Origin of the sequence: Variovorax sp. CCNWLW186 (assembly GCF_037203865.1) — a bacterium.
Classification (GTDB): Bacteria; Pseudomonadota; Gammaproteobacteria; order Burkholderiales; family Burkholderiaceae_C; genus Variovorax.
Genome location: NZ_JBBCBO010000009.1, coordinates 135,966 through 151,178 on the forward strand (window position 1 = coordinate 135,966; position 15,213 = coordinate 151,178).

The 15,213-nt window shown below is 65.5% G+C and carries 19 protein-coding genes; 8 read left to right on the forward strand and 11 right to left on the reverse strand.

The genetic code is table 11. The features are described from left to right. Nucleotides 1-58 precede the first annotated feature (58 nt). From V9K97_RS13455 to argG, 3 genes are all read left to right on the forward strand, one after another. A complete protein-coding gene (locus V9K97_RS13455) occupies nucleotides 59-655 on the forward strand; it encodes a hypothetical protein (protein ID WP_258501648.1) in 597 nt (198 codons plus the stop codon). A 144-nt stretch (nucleotides 656-799) separates the two neighbouring features. After that, nucleotides 800-1,126: a pyrimidine/purine nucleoside phosphorylase gene (gene ppnP / locus V9K97_RS13460; protein ID WP_337318582.1), complete on the forward strand. Its 327-nt coding sequence runs from the start codon at nucleotides 800-802 to the stop codon at nucleotides 1,124-1,126. 20 nt (nucleotides 1,127-1,146) lie between these two features. Beyond that, nucleotides 1,147-2,487, forward strand: coding sequence for an argininosuccinate synthase (argG, locus tag V9K97_RS13465; RefSeq protein WP_126746290.1), 1,341 nt, complete (start codon nucleotides 1,147-1,149; stop codon nucleotides 2,485-2,487). Nucleotides 2,488-2,570: 83 nt separating this feature from the next. On the opposite strand, the gene V9K97_RS13470 is transcribed toward argG, so the two are convergent. Both V9K97_RS13470 and murB read right to left on the reverse strand, forming a co-directional pair. After that, nucleotides 2,571-3,404 carry a glycine-rich domain-containing protein gene (locus V9K97_RS13470; protein WP_337318584.1) on the reverse strand — a complete coding sequence of 278 codons (834 nt, stop codon included), beginning with the start codon at nucleotides 3,402-3,404 and terminating at the stop codon, nucleotides 2,571-2,573. Next, nucleotides 3,404-4,456 carry a UDP-N-acetylmuramate dehydrogenase gene (gene murB, locus V9K97_RS13475; protein ID WP_337318585.1) on the reverse strand — a complete coding sequence of 351 codons (1,053 nt, stop codon included), beginning with the start codon at nucleotides 4,454-4,456 and terminating at the stop codon, nucleotides 3,404-3,406. Before murB ends, V9K97_RS13470 begins: the two co-directional genes overlap by 1 nt. A gap of 45 nt (nucleotides 4,457-4,501) precedes the next feature. On the opposite strand from murB, the gene V9K97_RS13480 reads away from it, so the two are divergent. Together V9K97_RS13480 and V9K97_RS13485 are read left to right on the forward strand one after the other, a co-directional pair. Next, nucleotides 4,502-4,987 (forward strand): YajQ family cyclic di-GMP-binding protein, encoded by a 486-nt coding sequence (locus V9K97_RS13480; RefSeq protein WP_028259207.1) that lies wholly within the window; start codon nucleotides 4,502-4,504, stop codon nucleotides 4,985-4,987. Between the two features lie 7 nt (nucleotides 4,988-4,994). Then, nucleotides 4,995-5,636: a retropepsin-like aspartic protease family protein gene (locus tag V9K97_RS13485; protein WP_337318586.1), complete on the forward strand. Its 642-nt coding sequence runs from the start codon at nucleotides 4,995-4,997 to the stop codon at nucleotides 5,634-5,636. Between the two features lie 3 nt (nucleotides 5,637-5,639). Here V9K97_RS13485 and V9K97_RS13490 read toward each other — a convergent pair whose 3' ends face one another. The 4 genes from V9K97_RS13490 to V9K97_RS13505 are packed head-to-tail and all read right to left on the reverse strand — an operon-like array spanning nucleotide 5,640 to nucleotide 8,255. Then, nucleotides 5,640-5,993: a RidA family protein gene (locus V9K97_RS13490; protein WP_042582160.1), complete on the reverse strand. Its 354-nt coding sequence runs from the start codon at nucleotides 5,991-5,993 to the stop codon at nucleotides 5,640-5,642. Between the two features lie 11 nt (nucleotides 5,994-6,004). Continuing rightward, nucleotides 6,005-6,640, reverse strand: coding sequence for a glycerol-3-phosphate 1-O-acyltransferase PlsY (gene plsY / locus V9K97_RS13495; RefSeq protein ID WP_126746295.1), 636 nt, complete (start codon nucleotides 6,638-6,640; stop codon nucleotides 6,005-6,007). A gap of 39 nt (nucleotides 6,641-6,679) precedes the next feature. Next, on the reverse strand, nucleotides 6,680-7,171 hold the full coding sequence (locus V9K97_RS13500) for an aminoacyl-tRNA deacylase (protein ID WP_337318588.1): 492 nt from the start codon (nucleotides 7,169-7,171) through the stop codon (nucleotides 6,680-6,682). A gap of 22 nt (nucleotides 7,172-7,193) precedes the next feature. Beyond that, on the reverse strand, nucleotides 7,194-8,255 hold the full coding sequence (locus V9K97_RS13505) for an aldo/keto reductase (RefSeq protein WP_337318589.1): 1,062 nt from the start codon (nucleotides 8,253-8,255) through the stop codon (nucleotides 7,194-7,196). A 115-nt stretch (nucleotides 8,256-8,370) separates the two neighbouring features. On the opposite strand from V9K97_RS13505, the gene V9K97_RS13510 reads away from it, so the two are divergent. After that, nucleotides 8,371-9,300: an alpha/beta fold hydrolase gene (locus tag V9K97_RS13510; protein ID WP_337318590.1), complete on the forward strand. Its 930-nt coding sequence runs from the start codon at nucleotides 8,371-8,373 to the stop codon at nucleotides 9,298-9,300. Between the two features lie 10 nt (nucleotides 9,301-9,310). Here V9K97_RS13510 and V9K97_RS13515 read toward each other — a convergent pair whose 3' ends face one another. The 5 genes from V9K97_RS13515 to V9K97_RS13535 are packed head-to-tail and all read right to left on the reverse strand — an operon-like array spanning nucleotide 9,311 to nucleotide 12,848. After that, nucleotides 9,311-10,018, reverse strand: a complete 708-nt coding sequence (locus V9K97_RS13515; protein WP_337318591.1) for an aspartate/glutamate racemase family protein — start codon at nucleotides 10,016-10,018, stop codon at nucleotides 9,311-9,313. Nucleotides 10,019-10,071: 53 nt separating this feature from the next. Continuing rightward, nucleotides 10,072-10,428 carry a hypothetical protein gene (locus V9K97_RS13520; protein WP_337318592.1) on the reverse strand — a complete coding sequence of 119 codons (357 nt, stop codon included), beginning with the start codon at nucleotides 10,426-10,428 and terminating at the stop codon, nucleotides 10,072-10,074. A gap of 21 nt (nucleotides 10,429-10,449) precedes the next feature. Continuing rightward, nucleotides 10,450-11,271, reverse strand: coding sequence for a MetQ/NlpA family ABC transporter substrate-binding protein (locus V9K97_RS13525; RefSeq protein ID WP_337318593.1), 822 nt, complete (start codon nucleotides 11,269-11,271; stop codon nucleotides 10,450-10,452). Nucleotides 11,272-11,320: 49 nt separating this feature from the next. After that, entirely contained in the window at nucleotides 11,321-11,983 is a 663-nt protein-coding gene (locus tag V9K97_RS13530; protein WP_047783086.1) for a methionine ABC transporter permease, read from the reverse strand. Then, nucleotides 11,976-12,848, reverse strand: a complete 873-nt coding sequence (locus V9K97_RS13535; RefSeq protein WP_258501669.1) for a methionine ABC transporter ATP-binding protein — start codon at nucleotides 12,846-12,848, stop codon at nucleotides 11,976-11,978. Before V9K97_RS13535 ends, V9K97_RS13530 begins: the two co-directional genes overlap by 8 nt. A gap of 238 nt (nucleotides 12,849-13,086) precedes the next feature. Here V9K97_RS13535 and V9K97_RS13540 point away from each other — a divergent pair, with 238 nt between their 5' ends. Together V9K97_RS13540 and prfB are read left to right on the forward strand one after the other, a co-directional pair. Continuing rightward, nucleotides 13,087-13,905: a MetQ/NlpA family ABC transporter substrate-binding protein gene (locus tag V9K97_RS13540; protein ID WP_337318595.1), complete on the forward strand. Its 819-nt coding sequence runs from the start codon at nucleotides 13,087-13,089 to the stop codon at nucleotides 13,903-13,905. A 200-nt stretch (nucleotides 13,906-14,105) separates the two neighbouring features. Next, a protein-coding gene (gene prfB / locus V9K97_RS13545) for a peptide chain release factor 2 (RefSeq protein ID WP_126746308.1) occupies nucleotides 14,106-15,210 on the forward strand; the annotation gives its coding sequence in 2 pieces (ribosomal slippage) (nucleotides 14,106-14,186 and nucleotides 14,188-15,210; 1,104 coding nt in all). Nucleotides 15,211-15,213: the final 3 nt, after the last annotated feature.

Genomic DNA, 15,213 nt, shown 5'->3' on the forward strand with positions numbered 1-15,213 from the left:
ACGCCGGAACCCTGCCTTGCCGGCCAGCCTCCAACCCCGATCTGCAGGAGAGAACACCATGAACAGACACGTCTTTCGCACCCTCGCAGGCCTTTCGGCGGCCGGTTTGCTGGCGGCGGGCGCCGCCACCGTGCAGGCCCAGGAAGCATGGGCGCGGGTGATTTCGGCCACCCCCGTGTATGAGACGACCGGCAGCAGCCCCAGCTACAACGTCACCTACGAATACAACGGCCGGCAGTACACCACGCGCATGAACAGCCGGCCGGGCGCCACCATCCCGATCCAGGCCAACGCCTACGGCGTGACCACGGCACCGGTTGCGCCGCAGCCTCAGCTGCAGCCCTATCCGGTCGAGGCCGACCGCGGCCAGCAGCAATACCAGCAGAGCCCGCAATACGCGCAACCCTCGCAGCAGGGCGGATCGCCGTGGGACAACGTGGTGCCCGAGCCGGGCGTGGTGGTTTCCAATGCGCCACCGCCGGCACCGGTCTACGTGCGGCCGGCTCCGGTCTACGCGGCGCCCGTGTACGTGCAACCGACCTACGTCTATCCGCAGCCTTACGTCTACCCGCCGGTCGGCCTCTCGCTGAATTTCGGCTACTCCAGGGGATGGGGCGGCTACCGCGGCGGATGGGGCCACCGCCACTGGCGCTGAGCCGTGCCTAGGCAGGCCCGCGCAGAGGCTGCGGGCGCGGGTTCGGCCAAGCCCTAAAATCGGGGACTTTTCCAACCCCGAGGGGTGCGCCGCCGCGGTGGTGCGTCCTCGACAAGCCGACCGCGCACGCGCCGGCGCCATCCAATGACGACGACTACCGACACTCTCAACAGCGCCGCAGTGGCGACCAAGGCCAATGTGTACTTCGACGGCAAGTGCGTGAGCCACAGCCTCACCCTGGCCGACGGCACGAAAAAATCGGTCGGCGTGATCCTTCCGTCCACCCTGACCTTCAAGACCGGCGCGCCTGAAATCATGGAAGGCACGGCCGGCAGTTGCGAATACCAGCTCGAAGGCACCACCGAATGGGTCACGGCAGGCCCCGGCCAGAAGTTCAACGTGCCGGGCAATTCGAGCTTCCAGATCCGGGTAACCGGCGAGCCCTACAGCTACATCTGCCATTTCGGCTGAACCGCCAACCGGACACCCACATGTCGACCATTCTCCAAAACGTTCCCGCCGGCCAGAAGGTCGGCATTGCCTTTTCGGGCGGCCTGGACACGAGCGCCGCGCTGCACTGGATGAAGCTGAAGGGCGCGATTCCCTACGCCTACACCGCCAACCTCGGCCAGCCCGACGAGCCCGACTACGACGAGATTCCCCGCAAGGCGATGCTCTACGGCGCGCAGAACGCCCGCCTGATCGACTGCCGCGCGCAGCTTGCGAATGAAGGCATTGCCGCGCTGCAGGCCGGCGCCTTCCACGTCACCACCGCGGGCGTCACCTACTTCAACACCACGCCGCTCGGCCGCGCGGTGACCGGCACCATGCTGGTGTCGGCCATGAAGGAAGACGACGTTCACATCTGGGGCGACGGCAGCACCTACAAGGGCAACGACATCGAGCGCTTCTACCGCTACGGCCTGCTCACCAACCCCAACCTGAAGATCTACAAGCCCTGGCTCGACCAGCTGTTCATCGACGAACTCGGCGGCCGCGCCGAAATGTCGGCGTTCATGACCAAGGCTGGCTTCGGCTACAAGATGTCGGCCGAAAAAGCCTACAGCACCGACTCCAACATGCTCGGCGCCACGCACGAGGCCAAGGACCTGGAAAACCTCGACAGCGGCATGCAGATCGTGCAGCCGATCATGGGCGTGGCGTTCTGGAAGGACGAAGTCGAGGTCAAGCGCGAAACCGTTACCGTGCGCTTCGAAGAAGGCCGGCCCGTGGCCCTGAACGGCGTGGAGCACGCTAACCTGGTCGACCTCATCCTGGAAGCCAACCGCATCGGCGGCCGCCACGGCCTGGGCATGAGCGACCAGATCGAGAACCGCATCATCGAGGCCAAGAGCCGCGGCATCTACGAAGCCCCCGGCCTCGCGCTGCTGTTCATCGCCTACGAGCGCCTGGTCACCGGCATCCACAACGAAGACACCATCGAGCAATACCGCGACCACGGCCGCAAGCTCGGCCGCCTGCTCTACCAGGGCCGCTGGTTCGACCCGCAGGCCATCATGCTGCGCGAAACGGCACAGCGCTGGGTGGCACGCGCCATCACCGGTGAAGTGACGATCGAGCTGCGCCGCGGCAACGACTACTCGATTCTCAACACCGTGTCGCCCAACCTTACGTACCAGCCCGAGCGCCTGAGCATGGAAAAGGTGGCCGGCGCGTTCACGCCGCTCGACCGCATCGGCCAGCTCACGATGCGCAACCTCGACATCGTCGACACGCGCGAAAAGCTCGCGATCTACACCCGCACCGGGCTGCTGTCGCCGGGCCAGGGCACCTCGGTGCCGCGGCTCACCAACGACGACGAAACCAAGTAAGCCAACGCGCTTTCTTCCAATGACAAACGGGCCCTCATGGGCCCGTTTTCATTTGTGCGAAGTGCTGCGCGCCTGCCGCTCGATCAGTCGCCGCCACCGCCTCCGCCGCAACCACCACCGCAGCCGCCGGGAGAATCCCCTCCTCCGCTGCCGCCGTCGCCGCTGCCGCTCGATTCGCTGCCGCCGAAGCCGCCGGCATCGCCCGCGCCACCGCCATCCGACGACGAGTCGCCAAAACTGGTGCCGCAATAGGCATCGGAGCCGCTTTGCCGGTCGATCGCCTTGCAGTCGGGCACGTAGTCGAAGCCGCCCGGAATACCGAACTTCACATCCAGCGCAAACAGCAGCGGCAGGCGCGAGGGCTTGCGCGGAGCGATGCTTTCTTCCTTGCAGGCCCAATACCAGGTGCGGCGCAGGCCGTCGTTGCGCTTCGGGTCCTTGCCCAGCACCTCGGCCGGGCTGTGGTGCAGCATGCCGCCGAAGGCCGCCTTGCACCAGTTCTGGTAGCCCTGCGTGTGCAGAATGAACTCGTGCCAGGCAGTATCGACCACCTTCGAAGGCATGGCCACGAACTTGCGACCGCTCCGCAAATGGGCCATGAAGAACTGGCGCAGGCCGCGCAGCACCAGCTCGGCGTCGCGCACGCTGAGGCCCGGGTGCGCGGCGCGCAGCTTGCCGATGAGAAACGGCGGCATGCGGGCTTCGCGGATGAACTGCCGGCGCAGGCTGGTTTCCATGAACCCCAGCGTGGCCGCCAGCGCCCACGCGCCAAGAACCAGCGGCACCAGCACCAGCCAGCCGCCATTGCGAAAGGCAAAGAACACCGCGACAAGCGCCCCCACCACCGCGGCCCGCCGCGCCCACATCAGCGCGGCAATGCGCCGCCGGTAGTTCAGGTGCAGAAAATCCAGGTCCATCAGACGACCACCGGCTCCGGCTCCAGCCGGATACCGAAGCGCTCGTACACGCTGGTCTGGATGGCCTTGGCCAGTGTCATCACCTCGCCGCCGGTCACCGGGTTTTCAAGGCCGCCGCGGTTCACCAGCACCAGCGCCTGCTTTTCGTAGACGCCGGCGTTGCCGACGGACTTGCCCTTCCAGCCGCAGGCGTCGATGAGCCAGCCCGCCGCCAGCTTGATGCTGCCGTCCGCCATGGGGTAATGCACGATCTTCGGGTCGCGCGCGATGATGTCGGCGCACTGCTCGGGCGTGACCGTCGGGTTCTTGAAGAAACTGCCGGCATTGCCGAGCACCCGCCAGTCGGGCAGCTTGGCCCGGCGAATGGCGCAGATCCAGTCGAACACGTCGGTGGCGCTGGGCGTGAAATTGCCCGTTTCTTCCATCTTGCGCTCGAGGTCGAGGTAGCCCACCACCGCCTTCCAGGGCTTGGGCAACCGAAAGCGCACCCGGGTGATCAGCGCCCGGCCCGAAAGGCCGAAGTCATTGGGCCCGCTGCGCACATGCTTGAACACCGAATCGCGGTAGCCGAAGGCGCACTGCGCGGCGTCCAGCGTAAAGGTGCGCCCGGTGTCCAGGTCGATGGCGTCGAGCGACTCGAAGCGGTCTTGCAGCTCGACCCCGTAGGCGCCGATGTTCTGCACCGGCGCGCCGCCCACCGTGCCCGGAATGAGCGCCAGGTTTTCGAGCCCCGGGTAGCCGTTTGCCAGCATCCACTGGATTGCGTCGTGCCAGACCTCACCCGCGCCGGCCTCCACGATCCAGGCGCGCGGGGTCTCCTCGACCAGCCGCAGGCCCTTGATCTCGACCTTGAGCACCAGCGGCTTCACGTCCCCCGTGATCACGATGTTGCTGCCCCCGCCCAGCACAAAGCGGGGGGCGTCGCGCCAGCGCGGATCGGTCCGCAGCTCGGCCACGTCCGCCTCGTTGGCGATGCGCGCCAGGTTGTGCGCACGCGCGACGATGCCGAAGCTGTTGTACGGCTGCAGCGGGACGTTGTTCTCCACGATCATGGGAGAATTGTCGCATCCAGCACCCGCGATTCCAGGAGGAGCCCAATGCCGTCTTTCGATACCGTCTGCGAACCCAATCTGCCCGAAGTGAAGAACGCGGTCGAAAACACCGCCAAGGAAATCGCAACGCGCTTCGATTTCAAGGGCACGGCAGCCGCCGTCGAGCTCAAGGACAAGGAAATCACGATGATCGGCGACGCCGAGTTCCAGCTCGTGCAGGTCGAAGACATTCTTCGCGCCAAGCTCACCAAGCGCAGCGTCGATGTGCGTTTTCTCGACAAGGGCGACGTGCAGAAAATCGGCGGCGACAAGGTCAAGCAGGTCATCAAGGTCAAGAGCGGCATCGAAACCGAGCAGGCCAAGAAGATCACCCGCATCATCAAGGACAGCAAGCTCAAGGTGCAGGCCGCCATCCAGGGCGACGCAGTGCGCATCACCGGCGCCAAGCGCGACGACCTGCAGGCCGCCATGGCGTTGATCAAGAAGGACGTGCCCGACATGCCCCTCTCGTTCAACAACTTCCGCGACTGAGCCCCGCATGAAATCCCTCGTCGTCGCAGTGCAGCTTCTGGCTGCCGCTGCAGGCGCGCATGCGGCGAGCTCGGTCATGCTGACCGGCACCATCGGCAGCCGGGCCATCCTCATCGTGAACGGCGCTCCGCCCAAAACGGTCGCGGTCGGCGAAACCTTCCAGGGCGTCAAGCTCGTGTCGCTGCAGGCCGAACAGGCCGTGGTCGAGCTCGAAGGCAAGCGCGTCAACCTGCGCATGGACACGCCGGTAAGCATTGGCGGCGGCACGGGCACGGGCGGCGGCAGCCGCATCGTGCTGCCGGCGGACAGCCGCGGCCATTTCATGACGCAGGGCGCCATCAACGGCCGCACGGTCACGTTCATGCTCGACACCGGCGCCACGTCCATTGCGCTTTCGGCCGCCGATGCGCAGCGCATCGGGCTCGACTACAGCAAGGGGCAGCGCATCCAGATGAACACCGCCAACGGCGTTTCCAGCGGCTACAGGCTGCGGCTGCAGTCGGTGCGCGTCGGCGATGTGGAGGTGTACGACGTCGAAGCCATCGTGTCGCCGCAGCCCATGCCATTTGTGCTGCTGGGCAACAGCTTCATCAACCGCTTCTCGATGCGCCGGGACGCGGACCAGATGGTCCTCGAGAAACGCTATTGAGCGTCAGGCCTGCGCGGCCGTGACCACGATCTCGATCTTGTAGGCCGCATTGGCCATCTTGGCCTGCACCGTCGCGCGCGGCGGCGTGTTGCCGGCGGGAATCCACGCGTCCCACACCTCGTTCATGGCCGTGATGTCGGTGATGTCCGCCAGGAAGATCTGCGTCATGAGAATGCGCGACTTGTCGCTGCCGGCCTCGGCCAGCAGTCGGTCGACCATGGCCAGCACCTGCGTGGTCTGGCCGCGGATGTCCTGCGAGGTGTCGTCGGGCACCTGGCCCGCAAGGTAGATGGTGCCGTTGTGCACCGCCGTTTCAGACAAACGGGGGCCGACGTGAAAGCGGGTGATGGTTGCCATGGTGTTCTTTCTCAAGCTTTTTTCTTGGAGCCGAGCTTCGACTCCGTGCCGGCCGCGAGCCGGCGGATGTTTTCGCGGTGCCGCCAGACGAGCAGCAGACTCATGATGATGATCGCAATCAGCACCGTGCGGTCGAGCGGCCACGCAATGTTTCCGCCGATCAGGTAATAAGCAGGCGCAAAGAAGGCCGCCACCAGCGAAGACAGCGACGAATAGCGGAAGAACACCGCAATGATCAGCCAGGTGACGCCGGTGGCCAGCCCCAGCCACGGCGCAATGCCCACCAGCACCCCGGCCGCCGTGGCCACGCCCTTGCCGCCCTGGAAGCCGAAGAACACGGGGTACAGATGGCCCAGGAAGGCCGCCAGGCCCGCCAGCGCAGCCACGCCCTCGCCCAAGCCCCACTGCGCGCCGAAATGGCGGATCACGAACACCGGCAGCCAGCCCTTGAGCGCATCGAGCAGCAAGGTGGCCAGCGCCGCGCCCTTGTTGCCCGAGCGCAGCACGTTGGTGGCACCGGGGTTGCCGCTGCCGTAGCTGCGCGGATCGGCCATGCCGAGCGATTTGCTCACGATGACCGCGAACGAAAGCGAGCCGATCAGGTACGAAGCCACGATGGCGAGGAGGGAAGGCAAATGAAAGCTCAAGGCGGCTCCACGAAGGATGGATGTTCTTATTCGGGCCGGCTATTCTGCCAGCGCGCACTGCACCGGCTTGGCGCCCAGCAGCGCCACGCACACCTGCGGGTCGATGCCCACCAGGTAGCCGCGCCGCCCGCCGTTGATCGCAATCTTCGGCAGTTCCAGGATGCTCGACTCGATGTACACCGGCATCTGGCGCCGCGTGCCGAAGGGCGAGGTGCCGCCCACCATGTAGCCGCTGTGGCGCTGTGCGACCTCGGGCTTGCACGGCTCCACCGACTTGGCGCCGATCTGCCGCGCCAGGTTCTTGGTCGACACCGTGCGGTTGCCGTGCATCAGCACGATGAGTGGCTTGGCGTCCTGGTCCTGCATCACCAGCGTCTTCACGACGGTGAAGGGGTCGAAGCCCAGCACCTCGGCGCTGTGCTGCGCGCCGCCGTGTTCGAGGTATTCGTAGGGGTGCTCCGTGAAGGCGACCTTGTTCTCGCGCAGCAGCTGCGTGGCGGGCGTTTCGGAAACGTGCGCCTTCTTGCTCACCGGCGCACCCCTGGCGCTGCGCTCACGTTGCCGGGTCCCGGATCTCCCAGCGGATCTGGTCGATCTCGGCCAGGACTTCCGGCGAAAGCGTGGTGCCCCACACGTCCAGGTCTTCGTCGAGCTGCGCCACCGTGGTCACGCCGATGATGGTGCTTGCCACCTGCCACTTGGTGTAGCAGAAGGCCAGCGCCAGCTGCACCGGCGTCAGGCCGTTGTCGCGCGCCAGTTGGTTGTAGCGGCGCGCCGCCTTCAATGCATCGGGCCGGCCCCAGCGCTGCTTGCGCACCGATTCGTAGCTCGAAATACGCGCGCCCTTCGGAGCCTCCGGTCCTTCGATGCCGCTCTGGTCGTACTTGCCCGTCAACAGGCCGAAGGCCAGCGGCGAATACGCCAGCAGCGAAACGCCGAGCCGGTGCATCGTCTCGTCGAGACCGTTCTCGAGCCCGCGGCTCACCAGGTTGTAGACGTTCTGCACCGAGGCCACGCGCGGCAGGCCGTGCTGCTCGGCCAGCCGCACGAACTCGTGCACGCCGTAGGGGGTTTCGTTCGAAAGGCCGATTTCGCGCACCTTGCCGGCCTTGACCAGCCCGCCCAGCGCCTCGAGTTGCTCGTGGATCGGTGTTTGCGAGGTTTCCTTGGCCGGGTCGTAGTAAAGGGCGCCGAAGGCCGGCACGTGGCGCTCGGGCCAGTGAATCTGGTACAGGTCGATGACGTCGGTCTTCAGCCGCTTCAGGCTGGCATTGCACGACGCCACGATATCGGCCGCCGTCATGCCCGCGCCTTCGCGCACCCAGGGCGTGGCGCGCACAGGGCCGGCCACCTTGGTGGCGAGCGTGATCTTCTGGCGTGCGCCGGGATTGGCCTCAAACCAGTTGCCGATGATGGTTTCGGTGGCGCCGTAGGTCTCCCTGCGCGTGGGCACCGCGTACATCTCGGCCGTGTCGATGAAATCGACGCCGCGCTCGAGCGAGCGGCTCAAGATGGCATGCGAGGTGGGCTCGTCCACCTGTTCGCCGAATGTCATGGTGCCAAGGCAGATCGGGGTGACCTGCAGGCTGCTCTGGCCGAGTTGGATTTTTTTCATGCGCGGAATGCTACCGCCCTCCTCTACGGTGCGCTGGCCGCGGGCTCAAAACCCGAGCGCGCGCTGTCTTGTGGCGGACTGCGCCGCAGCCCGCGGCTCCGTATCATCGGCGCCCATGTACCAAGCCCTTCGTCCTTCGCGCACCGAATTCGTGCCCGTGCGCAACCTCCGCTACCACGTGCGCGTGTGGGGCGAGCCCTCCGCGGAGCGGCCGCCGCTGGTGTTGCTGCACGGGTGGATGGACGTGGGGGCGTCGTGGCAGTTCGTGGTCGATGCGCTGGCCGAAGAGCGCTTCATCATTGCGCCCGACTGGCGCGGCTTTGGCCTGACCGATGGCGGCGGCGTCGACAACTACTGGCTGCCCGACTACCTGGCCGACCTGGAATGGCTGCTCGACCACTACGCGGGTGAAGGTGATGCGGCGCGGCCAGTCGACCTGGTCGGCCACAGCATGGGCGGCAATGTCGCCATGCACTATGCGGGGGCAAGGCCCGGGCACATTCGGCGTCTGGTCAATTGCGAAGGCTTCGGCATGCCCGCACGCAAGCCCGAGGAAGCGCCCGCGCGCTACGGGCAATGGATCGACGAACTCAAGCGCCTGCACCGCGGCGAAATGGCGCTCGCCAGCTACTCCGCCGTGGATGGCGTGGCGCGCCGGCTCATGAAGACCAATCCGCGCCTCACACCCGACAAGGCCAACTGGCTGGCCGGCCATTGGTCGGCCGCGCAAACCCAGCCCGACGGCAGCGAGCGCTGGCAGATTCTTGGCGAAGCCGCGCACAAGATCATCAACGCGAACATCTTCCGGGTCGATGAAACGCTCGCGCTCTATGCGCGGATCTCGGCGCCCACGCTCATGGTCGAAGCCGCTGACGACAGCCTGCACGGCTGGTGGAAAAGCCGCTACACGCTCGAAGAGTTTCACGAGCGCCTGAAGTCCGTGCCCTCGGTGCGCATCGAGCAGGTGGCGGATGCCGGCCACATGCTGCACCACGACCAGCCGCAGCGCGTGGCCGGGCTGATCGAGCAGTTCCTGGCCGACTGACCGCCAGTTTTCAGTTGCCGGCGCGGCCTTGCACGGTGCGCTGCAACGCCGCGCGCGCCAGCAGCCGCGTCGAATCGAGCGTCGGCAGCGGCGAGTTCACGTCGTTCATGATCAGCGGAATCTCGGTGCAGCCGAGCACCACCGCGTCGCAGCCGTCTTCGTCTTTCATACGCTGTATGACGCGCCGGAACGCCGTAACCGCATCGGGCGTGAAAACACCGCAGACCAGCTCGTCCATGATGATGCGGTTGATCTCTTCGCGCTCATCGGCAGTAGGCCGAACGTATTCGAGCCCCTTGGCCGACAGCTTCTCGGGATAGACCTCGCTCTCGACCAACCAGCGCGTGCCGGTGATGGCCAGGCGCTTGAACCCGCGCTGCGCGGCCTCGTCGGCCACGCATTCGGCAATGTGCAGCCACGGCAACGGCGAGCGCGCCTCGATGAACGGCAGCGCCTGGTGAATGGTGTTATCCGGGCAGACTAGAAAACTCGCCCCGATCTTTGCGAGCTTGTTGGCCGAAGCCAACATCACCTCGCCCACGCCGCGCCAGTCGTTGCGGTAAATGTGCTGCATGTAGTCGGCAAGCGACGGCGTGTGCATCGAGACTTCAGGATGCGCATGCGGCCCAAGCAGTTGGGCCCCTTCCACGCAGATGGTCTGGTAACAGAGCGCCGCGCCTTCGGCGGAGCATCCGACGATTCCGATGTGCTGGGTCATTCGCACATGCTACAAGCCCGCGGGCCCGGCGCGCGCCAGACCCGGCTTTGCACTCAAGCTTCTTCGTCCGCGTCGTTGCCAGTCAGCATCAGCACCTCTTCGACGAACGCGTCGAAGTGCGGCAGCGCGGCGGGCAGCGGCCGGGGTGGAGCGGCCTGGCCGTCGTCGAAAAAGTGCTCGGCGCCGGCCGAAAGCGCCACCCATTCACCCGCCTCGAACAGCAGGCCCAGGTAGCCGTGTTCGGTGCGCACGTAGAACAGGCTCGCCCGCTCGAGCGGCCGCAGGCCCGCGGGCGCGCCTTCGCGGCCCCAGCTCACGCCCTGCCTGCCCAGGTGCTCGTTGATGCGGCCGTCGCACACATGCGTGTCGCACCAGCGTCCTTCGGCATCGAAAACAGCGAGCACGGGCATGGGCGTCCTTTTGCTTGATAGTTACTGCAGGAAGCTGGGCTTGGCGTAGCCCTGGAACTTGGTGTCGACCACGGCCTTGAACTCCTTGGAGCGGTAGGCGTCGGCAATGTCCTTGGCCCAGGGCGCGTTCTTGTCCGCGCTCTTCACGGCCACCACGTTCAGGTAGTAGTCGGGCGTCTTCTCGAGCACCACGGCCTCGGTGAGCTTCAGGCCCGACGAGATTGCGAAGTTGCCGTTGACGATGGCGTATTCGGTATCGCCCAGCGAGCGCGGCAGCTGCGCGGCTTCGAGCGGAATGAACTTCAGCTTCTTCGGGTTCTCGGCCACGTCTTTTTCAGACGCGCGCAGCGGATCGACGCCGGGCTTGATGGTGATGAGCTTGTTCTGCTCCAGCAGCACCAGCGCGCGGGCCAGGTTGCTCGGGTCGTTCGGCAGCGTGAAACGGTCGCCCTCTTTCACCTCAGCCAGGGTCTTGCGCTTGGTCGAATACACGCCCAGCGGCGCGATCGGGCCCTGCACCAGTTCGGCAAGGTCCAGCTTCTGGTCGGCCGAGAACTTCTTCAGGTAGACCTGGTGCTGGAAGAAATTGGCATCCAGCGAACCTTGGGCCAACGCGAGGTTGGGCTGCACGTAGTCGTTGAACTCGACCAGCTTCACCTTGTAGCCCTTCTTTTCGAGGATGGGGACGATGCCGGCCTTGAGCTGGTCGATGTTCGATCCGGCGGTGCCGCCGATGACGAGGTTCTTTTTGGCTTCTTGCGCCTGCGCCAGCGAAAGGCCGCCGAACGACAGGGCGACAAGAGACAGGGCGAGGACGGAACGGCGCAGCAGTGCGGTTTTCATGGAATGAGCAGGACGGAAAAGAGACAAAAGGAAAGAGAAAAACAAAAAATCAACGCTTGTCCAGCCTGCGCGCCGTGGTGTTGCCCACGAACTGCAGGATCTGTACCAGCACCACGAGCAGCGCCACGGTGAGCACCATCACGTCGGTCTGGAAGCGGTAGTAGCCGTAGCGAATGGCCAGGTCGCCGATGCCGCCGCCGCCCACCACGCCGGCAATGGCCGAGTACGAGAGAAAGCTCACCGCCAGTACCGTGAGCGCCAGCACCAGGCCGGAGCGCGCCTCCACCACCAGCACGCGCCAGACGATTTGCAGCTCCGAAGCGCCCATGGCGTGCGCCGCCTCGATCACGCCGCGCGGCACTTCGCGCAGGCACTGGTCGACCAGCCGCGCAAAGTACGGAATGGCCGCAAACGACAGCGGCACCGCGGCCGCCAGCGGCCCGATGGATGTGCCCGCGATCACCCGCGTGAACGGCACCAGCGCCACCAGCAGGATGATGAAAGGAAACGAGCGCACGGTGTTCACGATCCAGTTCAGGACGAGGAACGCCGGCTTGTTTTCGAGCGACTGGCCCGGCCCCAGCAAGAACAGCAGAATGCCCAGCGGCCCGCCGATCAGCACCGCCGCCGAAAGGCCGATGGCCAGCATCAGGAAGGTCTGGCCCGTGGCCACCCACAGCTCGGGGAGGATGGGCGCGATGTTTTCAAACATAGGCCACCTCCTGCGCGCTGCGCTGCACCGGCAAGGGGCGCGGCGTGATGGGTTCGCGCGCCTCGCGCTCGCGGCGACGCACCAGCTCGTCGATTTCGCGGCCCAGCGCCGTCCTGCGCTCTTCGGCCGGCGCATCGAGCACCGCAAACTGCTCCACCAGGCGGCCCTTCTCCAGAATGGCCACGTTGCGGCACAGCACCTCGACCACCGAGAGCTCGTGCGTCACGATGACGATGGTCACGCCGATCTTCTGGTTGATGTCGCGCAGCGTTTCGAGCAGCGCGCGCGTGGTTTCGGTGTCGAGCGCCGAGGTGGGCTCGTCGCACAGCAGCACCTGCGGCCGCGGCGCCAGCGCACGCGCAATGGCCACGCGCTGCTTCTGCCCGCCCGAGAGCTGCGCCGGGTAGGTGTCGATCTTCTCGGCCAGCCCCACCAGGGCCAGGCACTCGCGCACGCGGGCGTCGATTTCGGCCTTCGAATGGCGGCCGTGGATCTTCAGCGGGAACGCCACGTTGTCGAACACCGTGGCGTTCTGCAGCAGGTTGAACTGCTGAAAGATCATGCCGATGTTCTGGCGCATGTCGCGCAGCTCGCGGCGCGAGAGCGTCGTCAGGTCGCGCCCGCCGACGAAGACCTTGCCCGCATCGGGCCGCTCCAGCAGGTTGATGAGGCGCAGCAAGGTCGACTTGCCCGCGCCGCTCTTGCCGATCAAGCCGAACACGTCGCCCTGGTGAATGTCGAGCGAGAGCGACTGCACGGCGTCGAACACCTCGCCGCTGGGCAAGGCGAAAGACTTCTGCACCGATTGAAGTCGGATGACCGGCGCCGCGTTGCCGCGGGCCGTATCAGGCGAATGGTTGGTCATGGAGAGGAGGCACGGCCCGCGTCAAGGCGGGCCGCGGAGTTCGCAAAAAGGTGCCGAGTATGAAAACAAAATCGTCAAAAGGGAACGAACAAATCGGCGCTTGCTTATGCATGAAAACGCATAAGCATTGAAGAAGCTCGGCGAACAACGCCATATCGATATGCGCATTGGTTCGTTCCCAAACCGGCGGGGCAATGCCACATTCGCGGCCTTACTTTTTTTGATTTCGCGCAACAACATGCACAGCACCCTTCGCCGCCGCACCCTCGCCCTTGCAACCATTGCGGGCGCTCTTTTCTTCACCGGTAGCGCCGCCTTCGCGCAAGACAACAAGACCGCCATCAAGGTGGGCGTGTCCGTCGGCAACGGCGAGCAGATCTTCGAAGTGGTGAAGAAAGTGGCCGCCAAGGACGGCCTGAACATCCAGGTGGTGGTGTTCAACGACTACCAGCTGCCCAATGCGGCGCTGGCCTCGGGCGACCTGGACGCCAACGCTTTTCAGCACCAGCCCTTCCTGGACAACCAGAACAAGGCGCGCGGATTCGACATCGTGCCCGTGGGCCTCACCATCACGGCGCCGCTGGGCTTCTACTCGCGCAAGATCAAGTCGATCGACCAGCTGCCCGACGGCGCCTCGGTGGGCATCCAGAACGATCCGTCGAACGGCAACCGCGCCTTGCTGCTGCTGCAGACCGCCGGCCTCATTACGCTGAAGCCCGACGCGGTGAAGAACAACAACGCCACGCCGCTCGACGTGGTGAGCAACCCCAAGAAGCTGAAGCTGGTGGCGCTGGACGCCGCCCAACTGCCGCGCTCGCTCGACGACCTGGCCATTGCCGCCATCAACAACGACTACGCCGAAAAGGCCGGCCTGTCGCTCGCCAAGGACGCCGTGATCAAGGAAGCCCCGAAAAGCCCCTACGCCAACCTGATTGCCGTGCGCCGCGCCGACAAGGACAAGCCCTGGGCCAAGCGGCTGGTGGCGGCTTACCAGTCGGCGGAGGTGAAGAGCTTTATCGAGAGCCAGTTCAAGGGCTCGCTGGTCCCCGCCTTCTGACTTTGCCTTCCTCCCTCCCCTTCCGGGGGAGGGTTGGGGTGGGGGCAAGCGGCTTCCGAAGAAGCACAGCGCTCGATCGAAGCCCGCCCCCATCCCAGCCTTCCCCCAGCGGGGGAAGGAGCAATACAGGGGCTCTCCTCGGCAACGGTTCGGTCCATGAGAAAATGTCCGGTTTCCCCCGAACACAGTCAGGACACCCCATGGACGCAGAACAAATCAACCAAATTGGCGCAACCCTCGCGGACCTGAGCGCCCGGACGGCCGATTTACGGAGGTATCTTTGACTACGATGCCAAAGCCGAACGTCTGAGGACGGTCAACGCATCGCTCGAAGACCCGAACGTCTGGAACGATCCCAAGAAGGCCCAGGAACTTGGCCGCGAGAAAAAGTCGCTCGACGACGTGGTCGTGACGCTCGACCGCCTCACCAGCGGCCTGTCGGACAACGCCGAGCTCTTCGAGATGTCGAAGGAAGAAGGCGACATGGACGGCTTGCAGTCCATTGCCGATGACGCCGCCGCGCTCGAAGCCGACATCAAGCAGCTCGAATTCCGCCGGATGTTCAACAACCCGGCCGACCCGCTCAACGCCTTTGTCGACATCCAGGCCGGCGCCGGCGGCACCGAGGCTTGCGACTGGGCCAGCATGCTGCTGCGCCAGTACCTGAAGTACGCCGAGCGCAAGGGCTTCAAGACGCAGATCGAAGACGAGACGCCGGGCGACACCGCCGGCATCAAGGGCGCGACCATCAAGGTGGAAGGCGACTACGCCTTTGGCCTCTTGCGCACCGAAACCGGCGTGCACCGCCTGGTGCGCAAGTCGCCGTTCGACTCGTCGGGTGGGCGCCACACCAGCTTTGCCTCGATCTTTGTCTACCCGGAAATCGACGATTCCATCGAGATCGAGATCAACCCGTCCGACGTGCGCACCGACACCTTCCGCGCATCGGGCGCGGGCGGCCAGCACATCAACAAGACCGACTCGGCCGTGCGCCTGACGCACATCCCCACGGGCATTGTGGTGCAGTGCCAGGACGGCCGCAGCCAGCACAGCAACCGCGACGTGGCGTGGAAGCGCCTGCGCTCGCGCTTGTACGACCACGAAATGCGCAAGCGCCAGGAAGAGCAGCAAAAGCTCGAAGACAGCAAGACCGATGTGGGCTGGGGCCACCAGATCCGCAGCTACGTGCTGGACAACAGCCGCATCAAGGACCTGCGCACCAACGTTGAAGTCTCGGCCACGCAAAAGGTGCTCGACGGAGACCTGGACGTGTTCATCGAAGCCTCGCTGAAGCAAGGCGTGTAATCG

Excerpts from the sequence above, each read along its gene's own strand:
- V9K97_RS13455 (WP_258501648.1), top strand. The coding sequence starts at position 59 with ATGAACAGACACGTCTTTCGCACCCTCGCAGGCCTTTCGGCGGCCGGT.
- ppnP (WP_337318582.1), top strand. The coding sequence starts at position 800 with ATGACGACGACTACCGACACTCTCAACAGCGCCGCAGTGGCGACCAAG.
- argG (WP_126746290.1), top strand. The coding sequence starts at position 1,147 with ATGTCGACCATTCTCCAAAACGTTCCCGCCGGCCAGAAGGTCGGCATT.
- V9K97_RS13470 (WP_337318584.1), bottom strand. The coding sequence starts at position 3,404 with ATGGACCTGGATTTTCTGCACCTGAACTACCGGCGGCGCATTGCCGCG.
- murB (WP_337318585.1), bottom strand. The coding sequence starts at position 4,456 with ATGATCGTGGAGAACAACGTCCCGCTGCAGCCGTACAACAGCTTCGGC.
- V9K97_RS13480 (WP_028259207.1), top strand. The coding sequence starts at position 4,502 with ATGCCGTCTTTCGATACCGTCTGCGAACCCAATCTGCCCGAAGTGAAG.
- V9K97_RS13485 (WP_337318586.1), top strand. The coding sequence starts at position 4,995 with ATGAAATCCCTCGTCGTCGCAGTGCAGCTTCTGGCTGCCGCTGCAGGC.
- V9K97_RS13490 (WP_042582160.1), bottom strand. The coding sequence starts at position 5,993 with ATGGCAACCATCACCCGCTTTCACGTCGGCCCCCGTTTGTCTGAAACG.
- V9K97_RS13505 (WP_337318589.1), bottom strand. The coding sequence starts at position 8,255 with ATGAAAAAAATCCAACTCGGCCAGAGCAGCCTGCAGGTCACCCCGATC.
- V9K97_RS13510 (WP_337318590.1), top strand. The coding sequence starts at position 8,371 with ATGTACCAAGCCCTTCGTCCTTCGCGCACCGAATTCGTGCCCGTGCGC.
- V9K97_RS13515 (WP_337318591.1), bottom strand. The coding sequence starts at position 10,018 with ATGACCCAGCACATCGGAATCGTCGGATGCTCCGCCGAAGGCGCGGCG.
- V9K97_RS13520 (WP_337318592.1), bottom strand. The coding sequence starts at position 10,428 with ATGCCCGTGCTCGCTGTTTTCGATGCCGAAGGACGCTGGTGCGACACG.
- V9K97_RS13525 (WP_337318593.1), bottom strand. The coding sequence starts at position 11,271 with ATGAAAACCGCACTGCTGCGCCGTTCCGTCCTCGCCCTGTCTCTTGTC.
- V9K97_RS13530 (WP_047783086.1), bottom strand. The coding sequence starts at position 11,983 with ATGTTTGAAAACATCGCGCCCATCCTCCCCGAGCTGTGGGTGGCCACG.
- V9K97_RS13535 (WP_258501669.1), bottom strand. The coding sequence starts at position 12,848 with ATGACCAACCATTCGCCTGATACGGCCCGCGGCAACGCGGCGCCGGTC.
- V9K97_RS13540 (WP_337318595.1), top strand. The coding sequence starts at position 13,087 with ATGCACAGCACCCTTCGCCGCCGCACCCTCGCCCTTGCAACCATTGCG.